This window comes from Streptomyces sp. RKAG337 (genome assembly GCF_023701715.1).
GTDB lineage: Bacteria > Actinomycetota > Actinomycetes > Streptomycetales > Streptomycetaceae > Actinacidiphila.
The window spans coordinates 3,411,614-3,425,686 of the sequence record NZ_JAJOZA010000001.1 but is presented as its reverse complement, the minus strand read 5'-3'; the positions used below and the strand labels follow the sequence as shown (position 1 = coordinate 3,425,686).

Annotated in this window: 11 protein-coding genes; 5 read left to right on the top strand and 6 right to left on the bottom strand. The window is 71.0% G+C overall.

Going from position 1 to position 14,073, the window contains the following annotated elements:
• Positions 1 to 64: 64 nt before the first annotated feature.
• Both LNW73_RS15010 and LNW73_RS15005 read left to right on the top strand, forming a co-directional pair.
• Positions 65 to 1,465: a sensor histidine kinase gene (locus tag LNW73_RS15010; RefSeq protein WP_250990239.1), complete on the top strand. Its 1,401-nt coding sequence runs from the start codon at positions 65 to 67 to the stop codon at positions 1,463 to 1,465.
• Positions 1,462 to 2,121: a response regulator gene (locus tag LNW73_RS15005; RefSeq protein ID WP_138357071.1), complete on the top strand. Its 660-nt coding sequence runs from the start codon at positions 1,462 to 1,464 to the stop codon at positions 2,119 to 2,121. The genes LNW73_RS15010 and LNW73_RS15005 overlap by 4 nt, the downstream gene beginning before the upstream one ends.
• Positions 2,122 to 2,237: 116 nt before the next feature.
• Here LNW73_RS15005 and LNW73_RS15000 read toward each other — a convergent pair whose 3' ends face one another.
• The gene (locus tag LNW73_RS15000; protein WP_138357072.1) at positions 2,238 to 2,912 is read right to left on the bottom strand and encodes a Crp/Fnr family transcriptional regulator; all 675 of its coding nucleotides are present in this window, start codon (positions 2,910 to 2,912) and stop codon (positions 2,238 to 2,240) included.
• A gap of 253 nt (positions 2,913 to 3,165) precedes the next feature.
• Here LNW73_RS15000 and nth point away from each other — a divergent pair, with 253 nt between their 5' ends.
• From nth to LNW73_RS14985, 3 genes are all read left to right on the top strand, one after another.
• The gene (gene nth, locus LNW73_RS14995; RefSeq protein ID WP_250976976.1) at positions 3,166 to 3,999 is read left to right on the top strand and encodes an endonuclease III; all 834 of its coding nucleotides are present in this window, start codon (positions 3,166 to 3,168) and stop codon (positions 3,997 to 3,999) included.
• Positions 3,996 to 4,673 (top strand): NUDIX hydrolase, encoded by a 678-nt coding sequence (locus tag LNW73_RS14990; RefSeq protein WP_250976977.1) that lies wholly within the window; start codon positions 3,996 to 3,998, stop codon positions 4,671 to 4,673. The genes nth and LNW73_RS14990 overlap by 4 nt, the downstream gene beginning before the upstream one ends.
• Positions 4,674 to 4,779: 106 nt before the next feature.
• On the top strand, positions 4,780 to 5,979 hold the full coding sequence (locus LNW73_RS14985) for a MarP family serine protease (RefSeq protein ID WP_250976978.1): 1,200 nt from the start codon (positions 4,780 to 4,782) through the stop codon (positions 5,977 to 5,979).
• 439 nt (positions 5,980 to 6,418) lie between these two features.
• Here the strand turns inward: LNW73_RS14985 and LNW73_RS14975 are convergent, their stop codons facing one another.
• The 5 genes from LNW73_RS14975 to LNW73_RS14955 all read right to left on the bottom strand — a co-directional run bounded on the left by LNW73_RS14975 (position 6,419) and on the right by LNW73_RS14955 (position 13,849).
• Positions 6,419 to 7,342, bottom strand: coding sequence for an alpha/beta fold hydrolase (locus tag LNW73_RS14975; protein ID WP_250976980.1), 924 nt, complete (start codon positions 7,340 to 7,342; stop codon positions 6,419 to 6,421).
• A 13-nt stretch (positions 7,343 to 7,355) separates the two neighbouring features.
• Entirely contained in the window at positions 7,356 to 7,805 is a 450-nt protein-coding gene (locus tag LNW73_RS14970; RefSeq protein WP_250990238.1) for a phage holin family protein, read from the bottom strand.
• A gap of 69 nt (positions 7,806 to 7,874) precedes the next feature.
• Positions 7,875 to 9,293, bottom strand: coding sequence for a Na+/H+ antiporter NhaA (nhaA, locus tag LNW73_RS14965; RefSeq protein ID WP_250990237.1), 1,419 nt, complete (start codon positions 9,291 to 9,293; stop codon positions 7,875 to 7,877).
• A gap of 226 nt (positions 9,294 to 9,519) precedes the next feature.
• Positions 9,520 to 11,478 (bottom strand): acetate--CoA ligase, encoded by a 1,959-nt coding sequence (gene acs, locus LNW73_RS14960; RefSeq protein ID WP_250990236.1) that lies wholly within the window; start codon positions 11,476 to 11,478, stop codon positions 9,520 to 9,522.
• Positions 11,479 to 11,638: 160 nt separating this feature from the next.
• On the bottom strand, positions 11,639 to 13,849 hold the full coding sequence (locus tag LNW73_RS14955) for a SulP family inorganic anion transporter (RefSeq protein WP_250990235.1): 2,211 nt from the start codon (positions 13,847 to 13,849) through the stop codon (positions 11,639 to 11,641).
• Between the last annotated feature and the right edge of the window lie 224 nt (positions 13,850 to 14,073).

The following is a 14,073-nucleotide window of genomic DNA, read 5'->3' as shown; positions in this document are numbered from 1 at the left end:
CGGATGCCGGGAGATCGGCTTCGGTGTGGACGACGCGCCCGCGTGAGCTGCCTAGTGTGTGAGCGTGACCGACACCGACCAGACCACTCTGCGGACCGAGCTCCGGATAGCCCGGAGCGCCCTGAAGGGGCTGCGTGACGACCTGGTCACCGACGCCTTCGCCTTCCGCCCGCTGCCGCCCCGCTCCACCGCCGGCCCGGTCGTGCGCCGGCTCCCCGACTCCGCCCGCTGGCTGCCGCACGCCTCCCTGGCGGTCTTCGCCTGCCTGCTCATGCTGATGGGCTTCGAGTTCGAGAGTGAGCGGGGCGGAGCGCCACTGGCCGCCGCGCTCCTCACCGGGATTCCCCTCGTCACCGTGCTGTTCCGTCCGGTCGGCGGCTGGTGGCTGTCGTTCGGGGCCGGCTTTCTCAGCGGAGCCGCGGGCCTGTTCTCGGAATGGCCGTGGTCGGCCACCGGATTCGTCTCGCACCTGGTGGTGATGGCGTTCGTCGCCGGCCGGACCCGGCCCCGGGTGGCGGCGGAGATGTGGCTGCTGACGGTGGTGCTCGGCGCGGCCTTCGCGTTCACGACGCCCGGCCGGATGTCGGACAGCTTCGCCATGGGGTTCGTGTCGTTCCTCGTCCTGCTCACCGTGGTGCTGGTCAAGGGCTGGCGCGAGACACAGGCGAAGGTCGTCGAGCAGGTCGCGGTCACCGAGGTGGAACGCTCGCGCCGCACCGTCCTGGAGGAGCGCACGACGATCGCCCGCGAGCTGCACGATGTCGTCGCGCACCACATGTCCGTCATCGCGATCCAGGCCGAGGCCGCGCCCTACCGCGTCGACGACCCGCCGGCCGAGCTGACCCGCAGCTTCGCGATCATCCGGGAGAACGCGGTGGCCGCCCTCACCGAGCTGCGCCGCGTCCTGGGCGTCGTACGGGCCGACGAGCCCGGTCGAGACGCAGCGTTCGCCGACAGCGCCCCCGAGGCCCCGCAGCCCACCCTCGCCAACCTCGACACACTGCTGGCCAACGTCAGGGACACGGGCGCGGACGTCGACAAGGTGGTGACCGGCGCCGTCCGGACGCTGCCGCAGGGTGTGGAGCTCTCCGCGTACCGGATCGTCCAGGAGGGGCTCAGCAACGCGCTGCGGCACGCTCCGGGCGCCGCCACCCGCGTCGAGATCGGCTACGTGCTCGGCGGCCTCGGCCTGCGCGTGGTCAACGGCCCGGCCACCGGGGAGGTCAGGCCGTCCCATGGCGCCGGCCACGGGGTGCTGGGCATGCGGGAGCGGGTGTCGATGCTGGGCGGCGAGATGACGGCGGAACCCACCGCCGAAGGCGGCTACGAGGTGACGGCCTTCATCCCGGTGGCCGCGGAACCGAAGCCGGAGCCGGACCCGGAGCCCGGACCGATTCCGGAACCCGGACCGAACCCGCAACGGAAGACCTGGCCCATGGTCAAGCCCACCGGGGACCCCGTATGACGATCCGGGTGCTGATCGTCGACGACCAGATGATGGTCCGGGAGGGCTTCTCGGTCCTGCTCAACGCGCAGCAGGACATCGAGGTCGTGGGGGAGGCGGTGGACGGCCGGGAGGCCATCGCCCAGGTGGCCGCGCTCCGTCCCGACGTCGTCCTCATGGACATCCGGATGCCCGAGGTCAACGGTCTGGAGGCGACCCGCGAGATCGTCGCGGCCGACGCCGACGCCAAGGTCCTCGTCCTGACCACGTTCGACCTGGACGAGTACGTCTACCAGGCGCTCCGCGCCGGAGCCAGCGGCTTCCTGCTCAAGGACGCCTCGGCGCGGCAGCTGGGCGACGCCGTACGGATCGTGGCGGCCGGTGAGGCGCTGCTCGCCCCGGCCGTCACCAAGCGGCTGATCGCGGAGTTCTCCCGGCTCGGTACGCCCAGGCCTCCGGCCCAGGACCGCGTCGGCGATCTGACCGACCGCGAGACGGAGGTCCTGGTCCTGGTCGCCCAGGGCCTGTCGAACGCCGAGATCGCCTCGCACCTCGTCGTCGCCGAGTCCACCGTCAAGACCCACGTCAGCCGGGTCCTGGTCAAGCTCGGGCTCCGGGACCGCACCCAGGCGGCGGTCTTCGCCTACGAGGCCCGCCTGGTGACCCCGGGAGGCTGACCGGCCGGAACGGATGCCTCCGGGGGCCACAGGCCCGCAGATGGCGTTCCAGGCGGCCTCTGGACGCACCGAAGGCCCCGCCCGGTGCGGGGCGGGGCCTTCGGCAGGTGGTTCGGTCAGCGGCTGCGCTTGGCGAGCCGCTCGACGTCGAGCAGGATCACCGCGCGCGCCTCCAGGCGGAGCCAGCCACGGCCGGCGAAGTCGGCGAGCGCCTTGTTGACGGTCTCGCGCGAGGCGCCGACGAGCTGCGCCAGCTCCTCCTGCGTGAGGTCGTGCACCACGTGGATGCCCTCTTCGGACTGCACGCCGAACCGGCGCGACAGGTCGAGGAGCGCCTTGGCCACCCGGCCGGGCACGTCCGAGAAGACCAGGTCCGACATGACGTCGTTGGTACGCCGCAGCCGTCGCGCGACGGCGCGCAGCAGCGCGGTCGCGACCTCGGGCCGGGCGTTCAGCCAGGGCTGCAGGTCGCCGTGGCCCAGGGCCAGGAGCTTGAGCTCCGTCAGCGCCGTGGCCGTGGCGGTCCGGGGGCCGGGGTCGAAGAGCGACAGCTCGCCGATCAGCTCGCCGGGGCCGATGACGGCGAGCATGTTCTCGCGGCCGTCGGGGGAGGTGCGGTGCAGCTTCACCTTGCCCTCGGTGACGACGTAGAGCCGGTCCCCGGGGTCTCCCTCGTGGAACAGCGCGTCGCCACGCGCGAGCGTGACCTCGGTCATCGAGGCGCGCAGTTCAGCGGCCTGCTCATCGTCGAGCGCCGCAAAAAGCGCCGCGCGCCGCAGAACGTCGTCCACGAGCTCTCTCCTTGTCGACATCGCCGGATGATCCCCGTGATGCCCGCTGGCAAAACAGTGCGATCAATCACAAGTCTGTCTTATGTATCGCCGTGCACGTGCCCCGGGGGTCCGATTGGGGGTCGGTTCCTTGTGGTCAAGGGCGGATGTCAGTGCCGAGCCTTAGGCTGGCCGGGTGTCTGATACGCCGAGTTCGCAGAAGAAACGGCAGGGTGGGACGGCCAAGCGGGTGACCCGGACCCCTGATTCCGCTGTGAGCGAACAAGCTTCGCTCAAGCCCGCCAGAAAACCGGAATCACGCATCGCTCTGGTCCGCCGGGCGCGGCGGATCAACCGTGAGCTCGCCGAGCTCTACCCGTACGCCCATCCGGAACTCGACTTCGAGAACCCGTTCCAGCTCCTCGTCGCCACGGTCCTGTCCGCGCAGACCACCGACCTGCGCGTGAACCAGACGACCCCCGCGCTCTTCGCCGCCTATCCGACCCCGGAGGACCTGGCGGCGGCCGAGCCGGAGCGGCTGGAGGAGCTGATCCGGCCGACCGGCTTCTTCCGCGCCAAGGCGAAGTCGCTGCTGGGCCTGTCGGCGGCGCTGCGCGACCGGTACGACGGCGAGGTGCCGGGCCGGCTGGAGGACCTGGTCACGCTGCCTGGCGTGGGGCGGAAGACGGCGAATGTCGTCCTGGGCAATGCGTTCAACGTCCCTGGAATCACTGTCGACACCCACTTCGGCCGGCTCTCCCGCCGCTTCGGCTGGACCACCTCCGAGGATCCGGAGAAGGTCGAGCAGGAGGTCGGCGCGCTCTTCCCGAAGAGCGAGTGGACGATGCTCTCGCACCGGGTGGTCTTCCACGGCCGCCGTACCTGCCACTCCCGCAAGCCGGCCTGCGGCGCCTGCCCGATCGCCCCGCTCTGCCCGTCGTACGGTGAGGGCGAGACCGACCCGGAGAAGGCGAAGAAACTGCTGAAGTACGAGCTGGGCGGTGCCCCCGGCCAGCGCCTGCAGCCACCGTCCGACTACCCGGGCGACCCGGCTCCGGCGCTGGGCGCCCCGGCGGCCACCGCGGCCATGACGCAGGGGAGCGAATGACGACGACACGTGGCGGCGAGGCGGCCGTTTCGACACAGGGGCTGCCCCAGTGGCTGCAGCCGGTCGCCCGCGCGGCCGGCGATGTGCTCCCCGAGCAGCTCAGCCGCTTTCTGCCGCCCGCGTCCGGCCGGGGCCGGCAGTCGGCCGTGCTGATCCTCTTCGGTGAGGGCGAGCACGGCCGCGACCTGCTGCTGATGGAGCGCGCGACGTCGCTGCGGTCGCACGCGGGCCAGCCGTCGTTCCCCGGCGGCGCCCTCGACCCCGAGGACGGCGACCCCGAGGGCGACGGCCCGCTGCGTGCGGCCCTGCGCGAGGCGGAGGAGGAGACCGGCCTGGACCCGTCGGGCGTGCAGATCTTCGGAGTGCTGCCGCGGCTCTACATCCCGGTCAGTGAGTTCGTCGTCACACCGGTGCTCGGCTGGTGGCGCACCCCCAGCCCGGTCGGCGCGGTGGACCAGGCCGAGACCGCCCGGGTCTTCCGGGTCCCCGTCGCGGATCTCGCCGATCCCGCCAATCGGGCGACGATGACCCATCCCAGTGGCTTCCGCGGCCCGGCGTTCCTGGTCGAGGGCGCGGTGGTCTGGGGTTTCACAGCCGGTCTGATCGACAAGATTCTGCACTTCGCGGGCTGGGAGCAGCCCTGGGACCGGGGCAGGACGGTGCCGCTCTCATAGAACGGCATGAGACCGTGTGCTCGTGCTGTGTCTTCCTGGGGGGCAGCCCCGGGAACCCCGGCCGATGCCCCGGTCGAGCTGGACCGTCCTCGCGAGGTCAACCTAGATGAACGTGCTGGACTTGTTGCTGTTGCTCGCGGCCGCGTGGTTCGCGGTCGTCGGTTACCGACAGGGATTCGTCGTCGGCGTCATGTCGGTGATCGGGTTCCTGGGCGGCGGCCTCGCAGCGGTCTACCTGCTGCCCATGATCTGGGACAAGGTCACCGACGACTCCTCGCCCGGGTCCGTGGCGGTGGTGATCGCCGTGGTCGTGGTGATCGTCTGCGCCTCGGTCGGCCAGGCCTTCACCACCCACCTGGGCAACAAGCTGCGCACCCAGATCACGTGGTCCCCGGCCCGTGCGCTGGACGCGGGCGGCGGCGCGCTGGTCAACGTCGCCGCGATGCTGCTCGTCGCCTGGCTGATCGGCTCCGCGCTGGCCACCACGGCGCTGCCGACGATAGGCCGCGAGGTGCGCTCCTCGAAGGTCCTGCTCGGCGTCTCCCGGGTCGTCCCGCAGCAGGCCGACAACTGGTTCACCGACTTCAGCTCCACGCTCGCGCAGAACGGCCTCCCGCAGGTCTTCAGCCCGTTCGGCAGCGAACCGATCACCTCGGTGCCCGCGCCCGACCCCAGGCTCGCGAGCAGCGCGGTCGTCAACGACGCCCGCCGGAGCATCGTGAAGGTCGTCGGGACCGCGCCCAGCTGCGGCAAGGTGCTGGAGGGCACCGGCTTCGTCTTCGCCAGGGACCGGGTGATGACCAACGCCCACGTCGTCGGAGGCGTCAGCGAGCCCACCGTGCAGATCGGCGGCGAGGGCCGGCTCTACGACGCCCGCGTCGTCCTCTACGACTGGCAGCGCGACATCGCCGTCCTGGAGGTGCCGTCGCTGAACGCACCCGTGCTGAACTTCACCGCGGGCGACGCGCACAGCCGCGACGACGCGATCGTGGCGGGCTTCCCGGAGAACGGCGGCTTCGACGTCCGTGCGGCCCGGGTACGCGGCCGCATCCAGGCGAACGGCCCGGACATCTACCACCGGGGCACCGTGCACCGCGACGTCTACTCGCTGTTCACGAAGGTGCGCCAGGGCAACTCCGGCGGCCCGCTGCTGACCCCGGACGGCAGGGTGGCAGGCGTCATCTTCGCCAAGTCCCTCGACGACGCCGACACCGGCTACGCACTGACCGCGGACGAGATCCGCGACGACATCACCGCGGGCCGCACGGCGGACCGCCAGGTCGACAGCCAGGGCTGCGCGCTCTAGAAGGACCCCGCAAAGGACTCCGCGGAGGATTCCGGAAAGACCACCGTGTGCCGTTCGGGATCGGCCGAACGGCCCCTGAGGCGCTGCCCGGCGGTCAGTCGCTGCGGGGGTGCCGCAGGCGCGCGCCCACCCAGCGGGCGCGCCGCCGGAGAATGCGTGGAATACCGATCTGATGCTCCCCCTCGGGGAGTACGGCCACAGGCGTCGCGCGGTTGACAGCTGCGACGAGATTGCGGCGGGTGCGTGATACATCACGGTAGTCGTGCGTCCAACCCATACCGAGCTACGTGCCCGCGCCCCAAGGTCGGTAATCGTGCGGCGGTCGGCCAATTGGCGTATGCGTCCGGCATTTGGCTGATCGTCAGACAGTCGTACCGGGCTGTCCACCCGTCTGACGTCCCGTCCGGCGGCCGATCCGGCCGCCGGACCTGCGGAGTGACTAGCGGTCCGGCTCGGGGTCCTTCAGCCAGTTGATCAGCTCGGTCGAGAACGCGACCGGGTCCTCCTCGTGCGGGAAGTGCCCCAGCCCGTCGAAGAGCCGCCAGCGGTACGGCGCCTCCACGTACTCGCCGCTGCCCGCGGCGCTGCGGGTGCGCATCGCGGAGTCCAGCGAGCCGTGCAGATGCAGCGTCGGGACCCGCACCGGACGCTTCATGCGCCGGTTGAACTGGATGCCGTCGGGGCGGGCCATCGAGCGGACCATCCAGCGGTACGGCTCCACGGCGCAGTGCGCCGTCGAGGGGATCTGCATCGCCTGCCGGTAGACGTCGACCGTCTCCTCGTCCGGCAGCAGCGGTCCCGACCAGTCCCGGATCAGCCGGCCGACCATCGCGGAGTCGTCCGCGATCAGCTGGCGCTCCGGCAGCCACGGCCGCTGGATGCCCCAGATGTAGGAGCCGGCCGCGCTCTGCTTCATGTCGGTGAGCATCGCCGTGCGCCAGCGCCTCGGGTGCGGCATCGAGCACACCGCCAGCCGGCGCACCAGCTTCGGCCGCATCACCGCCGCGGTCCAGGCCAGGTAGCCGCCGATGTCATGGCCGACCAGCGCGGCGTCCGGCTCGCCGAGCGAGCGGATCACCCCGGTCACGTCCAGCGCCAGGTTCGCGGGGTCGTAGCCGCGCGGCGTACGGTCGCTGCCGCCGACCCCGCGCAGGTCCATCGCGACCGCGCGGAAACCCGCGTCGGCGAGCGCCGTCAGCTGGTGCCGCCAGCTCCACCAGAACTGCGGGAAGCCGTGCAGCAGCAGCACGAGCGGGCCGTCGCCGGCCTCGGCGATGTGGAATCGCGCGCCGTTCGCGGCGACATCCCGGTGTGTCCAGGGCCCGTCGAGCCGTGCAACCGAGGAATTACCAGCGACCGTCATGAAGCTGAGCGTGTCACACCTTGAGGTCGTCCGTGGTGCGGGACTCCAGGGGGCGCGGATGCGGCTTGACGCTCTGGAGTACGGCCGCCGTCTGCTTGGCCGAGGCGATGCTGCGCTCCGGCTTCTTCACCTTCTTGAACTTCGCCCGCGCGAACACCCCGAGGATCAGGGCGATCACCACGTACGCGCCACCGACGATCAGGAACGACCAGGCCAGGCCCAGCCCGAGGGCGTGGATGCCGTAGGCCGCCGCCATGCTGAACATCGGCAGGGCGAAGAACGCCAGGGTGACGGCGCCCACGATCGCGCCGCTGCCGAGGCCGACCCGCTTGACGTCCTCGCGCAGTTCCGCCTTGGCGAGGGCGATCTCGTCGTGCACCAGGGCGGACATCTCCGCCGTGGCGGAGGCGAACAGCTGTCCGAGACTGCGGCTCGCGCCCTCGGCCTGCTCCACTGCGCTCATCGCATCCTCCGTCGGTATCCGTCATGCCCGGCTACCAGGTGGTAGGGACTGTTACCCACAGATCATGCCTCAGTCCCCGTCACCCGCGCCTCTGACCCGGGCCAGTTCGGCGAGCCTGCGGTGCTCGACGGCCTTCCGTTCGAGGATCTCGGCCATCCGCAGGTGGTACTCCGGCTTGTCCTGCTCGTAGATGTCCGGGATGCCGTCCCCGTCCTCGTCGCGTTCCTCCTCCTCGCACATCGCCCGGTACTTGTTGTTGCGGAGCTTGAGCAGGATGCCCGCCACGACGGCCGCGATCACCGAGCCGATCAGGACGGCCGCCTTCACCTCGTCGGCCAGCACCGGGTCCTCGGCGAAGGCGAGTTCGCCGATCAGCAGCGACACGGTGAAGCCGATCCCGGCCAGTGAGGCGACGGCGAGGACGTCCGGCCAGCGGAGCTCCGGGTTGAGCTCCGCACGGGTGAACCGGGCCGCGAGCCAGGTGCCGCCGAACACTCCGAGGGTCTTGCCGGCCACCAGGCCGAGGACCACGCCGAGCGTCTCGGGCTGCGAGAAGACATCGGTGAGCGCGCTGCCGGAGATGGCGACACCCGCCGAGAAGAGGGCGAACAGCGGCACCGCCAGACCGGCGGAGACGGGGCGCACCAGATGCTCGACCTGTTCGCCGGGGGAGTGGTCCTCGCCGTCCCGGCGGGTACAGCGCAGCATCAGGCCCATGGCGACGCCCGCGATCGTGGCGTGCACGCCGCTGTTGTACATCAGCCCCCAGATGACCAGGGCGAGCGGCACGTAGATGTACCAGCCGCGTACTTCCCTGCGGAGCAGCAGCCAGAAGACCAGCAGGCCCAGCGCGGCGCCGCCGAGGGCCACGAAGTCGATCGACGAGGTGAAGAAGACCGCGATGATCAGGATCGCGAAGAGGTCGTCGACGACGGCGAGCGTCAGCAGGAAGGCGCGCAGCGCGGACGGCAGCGACGTGCCGATGACCGCGAGGACGGCCAGCGCGAAGGCGATGTCGGTGGCGGTCGGGACCGCCCAGCCGTCCAGCGCGCCGCCGCCGACGGTGTTGACCACCAGGTAGACGAGGGCGGGCACCGCCATGCCGCAGACGGCGGCGATGACCGGGAGCGCCGCTGCGGACGGTGTCCGCAGCTCGCCGGCGACCAGCTCGCGCTTGAGCTCGATGCCGGCGACGAAGAAGAAGAGGGCGAGCAGGCCGTCGGCCGCCCAGTGCTGCACCGACAGGTCCAGCCCCAGGGAGGACGGCCCGAAGTGGAATTCCCTGACCGTCTCGTAGGTCTCGTGTGCCGGGGTGTTGGCCCAGATCAGCGCGGCGACGGCGGCGATGAGCAACAGGACGCCGCCCACGGTCTCGGCGCGCAGCGCGTCGGCGACGAAGGTCCGCTCGGGGAGGGACAGCCGGCCGAGGAGGACGGAGCGGCGGGTGGGCGCGGTCTCGGGCCGGTCGGTGGCGGGTCGCTCGGTCACGGGTCGAAGACCTCCGGTCGGTTGGTCATCCACTGGACATGGCTGACTCCGTTGCCGACCAGACTTCCCGGCGCACCTTTTGTACTGACGCGTTCTTGACGCGGGGACCAGCCTATCGGGTCACGCGCTGTGCCGTCCGGCGATCTTCATATTACGGACATAAGGGGCCCCCGGCTTGATGCCGGGAGCCCCTTGTCGGCCGTGTGGACCCTCTCAGGCCCTGCGGTCAGTCCTCGCTGGTCGCGCCCGGCAGGTTGGTCTGGATCAGGTCCATCACCGAGGAGTCCGTCAGCGTGGTGACGTCACCGAGCTCGCGGTTCTCCGCGACGTCGCGCAGCAGCCGGCGCATGATCTTGCCGGAACGGGTCTTCGGCAGCTCGCTGACGATCAGGATGCGCTTGGGCTTGGCGATCGGGCCCAGCGTCTTGCTGACGTGGTCGCGCAGCTCGGCGACGAGCGTCTCGGAGTCCGAGGCGGTGCCGCGCAGGATGACGAACGCGACGATCGCCTGGCCGGTGGTCGCGTCGGTCGCGCCGACGACCGCCGACTCGGCGACCTTCGGGTGCGAGACGAGCGCCGACTCGACCTCGGTGGTCGAGATGTTGTGGCCCGACACCAGCATCACGTCGTCCACCCGGCCGAGCAGCCAGATGTCGCCGTCCTCGTCCTTCTTGGCGCCGTCACCCGCGAAGTAGCGGCCCTCGAACCGCGACCAGTAGGTGTCGATGTAGCGCTGGTCGTCGCCCCAGATGGTGCGGAGCATCGACGGCCACGGCTCGGTCAGCACCAGGTACCCGCCGGAGCCGTTCGGCACCTCGCGCGCCTCGTCGTCCACGACGGTGGCGGCGATGCCCGGCAGGGCGCGCTGCGCGGAACCCGGCTTGGTGGTGGTCGCGCCCGGCAGCGGGCTGATCATCATCGCGCCGGTCTCGGTCTGCCACCAGGTGTCCACGATCGGGCAGCGGTTGCCGCCGATGTGCTCGCGGTACCACATCCACGCCTCGGGGTTGATCGGCTCGCCGACGCTGCCCAGCACCCGCAGCGAGGACAGGTCGAACTTCGCGGGGATGTCGTCGCCCCACTTCATGAACGTCCGGATCGCGGTCGGCGCGGTGTAGAGGATCGTCACGCCGTACTTCTGGACGACCTCCCAGAAGCGGCCCTGGTGCGGGGTGTCCGGGGTGCCCTCGTAGATCACCTGGGTGGCGCCGTTGGAGAGCGGCCCGTAGACGATGTACGAGTGACCGGTCACCCAGCCGATGTCGGCCGTGCACCAGTAGACGTCGGTCTCCGGCTTGAGGTCGAAGACCGCGTGGTGGGTGTAGGAGGTCTGGGTGAGGTAGCCGCCCGAGGTGTGCAGGATGCCCTTCGGCTTCCCCGTCGTGCCGCTGGTGTAGAGGATGAAGAGCGGGTGCTCGGCGTCGAACGCCTGCGGTGTGTGCTCGGCCGACTGCCGGGTGACGATGTCGTGCCACCAGACGTCACGGCCCTCGGTGAACGCGGTCTCCTGGCCGGTCCTGCGGACCACCAGGACGTGCTCGACCTGCGGACACTTGGCTACGGCCTCGTCGATGGCGGGCTTGAGCGCCGACGGCTTGCCGCGCCGGTAGCCGCCGTCGGAGGTGATGACGAGCTTGGCGTCGGCGTCCTGGATGCGGGACGCGACGGCGTCGGCCGAGAAGCCGCCGAAGACCACGGAGTGGGCGGCGCCGATCCGGGCGCAGGCCAGCATCGCGACCACGGCCTCGGGGATCATCGGGAGGTAGACCGCGACCCGGTCGCCGGCCTCGACGCCCAGCTCGGTGAGCGCGTTGGCGGCCCGGCTGACCTCGTCCTTGAGCTCGGCGTAGGTGAGGGAGCGGCTGTCGCCGGGCTCACCCTCGAAGTGGATGGCGACCCGGTCGCCGTTGCCCGCCTCGACATGCCGGTCGACGCAGTTGTACGCCACGTTGAGCTTGCCGTCGGCGAACCACTTGGCGAACGGCGGGTTCGACCAGTCCAGCGTCTCGGTCGGCTCGGTGTCCCAGCTCAGCCGGCGTGCCTGCTCGGCCCAGAAGGCCGGGCGGTCGGACTCGGCCTGTGCGTACGCATCCGCGGTGACGTTGGCGGATGCGGCCAGCTCGGCCGGCGGAGCGAAACGCCGCTCCTCCTTCAACAGATTGGCCAGGCTCTCGTTGCTGCTCACGCCAACTCCTTGTCAGACTGTCCCAGATGTCCCAGCCATAGCTCATCAGGCCGCGGGCGCGATGACAAGAGTCGCAGGATAATTGGTTTAGACCTGTAGCGTGAGCGGCTCCGTTCGGGGCCGCGCGGCGTGTCGTTCCGCCGACCGGCCCCGAACGGTGTCAGACCGCGTCCAGCACCTCCGGATGCACCGCAGAGAACGCCCCCGTGGCGTGGTCCAGGACGTACGCCTGGGCCTCGGCGACATGGAAGTACATGCCCTGGAGCTGGAGCTTGCCCTCCGCGTAGCGGCGGGCCACGCACGGGTGGTCCAGCAGGTGCTCCAGCTGCTGGACCACATTGGCCAGGCTCAGCCGTTCCAGATCGTCGGCCGGCGCCCGGTCCGTCATCCCGGGGCCGCCCCGCGCCAGCCGCTCCAGGCTCGGCCGGCCGTGGCGCAGCCAGCGGGCCAGCGGGGTCTGCGCGCCGGGCGCGTGATCACTGCCGAGCAGCGCCTGCATGGCGCCGCAGCCGGAGTGCCCGCAGACCGTGATGCTGCCGACCTTCAGTACGTCCACCGCGTACTCGACGGCCGCGGCCACCGAGTCGCAGGAGTTGTCCGAGTCCGGCGGCGGCATCAGGTTCCCGACATTGCGGACGGTGAAGAGGTCACCGGGCCCGCTGGAGGTGATCATGCTGGTCACCAGCCGGGAATCGGCGCAGGTGAGGAAGAGCTGGGTGGGCCGCTGGCCCTCCCGCGCCAGCCGAGCCAGCTCGTCGCGCACCAGGGGTGCGGTGTTGCGCTGGAAGTTGCTGACGCCCCCGAGCAGCTGGTTGCCGCCCGGTGCGGTGACGGTGGCGGCGCTCGGCCGGGTGCAGTGGTGGTTGCGCCACGGCGTCCAGGGCCGGCAGGCGTGCGCGCTCGCCGGTTCGCTGACGGTCCCTCCGGTGCGGTCGCCGAGCATGGCCCAGCCGCCGCGGGCACGGTGCCGGTCGCACCACGACTGCAGCGCCTCGTAGGCCGCGTGGTCCATGAACGAGCCGTCCAGCTCGACGACCGCGTGCGCCCCGTCGGGCACCTGGGCGAAGGCCCGGGTGAGCCGGGGCACCGCGAGGAACGTCAACTGCCCGCGGGCCCGCACTCGGTAGCCGCCCGCCTCCTCGGAGACGGTGATCCGGGTGCGGGTGAGGCGGCGCAGCGCGGTGAACGCCGCGACCGCGATCCCGGCCACCACGCCCTCCAGGACGCCGAGCAGCACCACTCCGCCGATGGTGGTGACGTACACCGGGAACTCCTGGTGCCGCCGTACGTTTTTGATGTGCGCGAAGCTCACCATCTTCACGCCGACGAGCAGGACCAGGACGGCGAGGGCGGCGAGCGGGATCAGATCCAGCACGCCGGCCAGCAGGCTCGCGCACAGCACGACCCACACCCCGTGCAGGACCGTGGACCAGCGCGTCACGGCCCCGGCCCGGATGTTCGCCGAGCCGCGCATCGCGCCGCCGGCCACCGGCAGGCCGCCGAGCAGCCCGGAGAGCACGTTCGACGCGCCCTGGCCGAGCAGTTCACGGTCGAGCCGCGCGGGTCTGGCCCGCCGGTCCGGGTACTCGGACTGCATCTTGTCGAGCGCGACCGCGGACAGCAGCGATTCCATGCTCGCGACGAGGGTGACGGTGACGACCGCGGCGAGCAGCCCGAGCACCGGGCCTTCCGGCAGCCGGGGCAGCACCGGAGCGTTCCACGCCGGCAGATCGACGCGCGGCACGGTCAGCGCCAGACCCGCGGCCGTGGCGACGGCGACCGCCGCCAGCGCCGCCGGGACCGCCCGCAGCGCGCGCACGGCTCTGTTTCTGACGTTCTTTCCGGGCAGCCGGGGCCAGCCGACGAGGACGACGGCGGTGAGCGCGCCGATCCCCAGGGTGGCCGGACTGGTGGCCGCCAACTGGCGTGGCAGCGCACCGAGGTTGGCCAGGGCGGAGCCCTGAGCGGTGCCGCCGAGGATGACGTGCAGCTGCCCGACGGCGATGGACACGCCGATCCCGGCGAGCATGCCGTGCACGATGGCGGGGCTGACGACGAGCGCCGCCCGCGCCACCCGAAGGGTGCCGAGGGCGACCTGGGCGAGGCCGGCGAGCACGGTGATGGCGCAGGTGGTGCGCCATCCGTAGCGCTGTACGAGTTCGGCGGTGACGACCACGAGGCTGGTGGCAGCCCCGCTGACCTGCAACGGGGCCCCGCCCAGCAGCCCGGCGACGATACCGCCGACGGCTGCGGCGACGAGGCCGGACTGGAGGGGCGCACCGGTGGCGAGGGCGATACCGAGCGACAGCGGCACGGCGATCAGAAAGACAGTGATCGAGGCGGACAGATCGGACCTGTGAGGCGTCTGCATGGTTCCCGTCTCCTTCAGGGCGGCGGGACGTGGTAGCCGTACGTAACTATATGGCTACGCTCAAGCGTCGGTAAAAGGAGAGTAATGCGGATATACGGTTCGGTGAAGTCCGTAGATCCACTCGGGCGGAGATTTGCTCCTATCGGGTGAATCGAGGAGTGGTTTGGCCGGTCGTGACCGGCAAATCGCGGGAGCATGTCACTTTTTGCTCTCGAATCACTGCT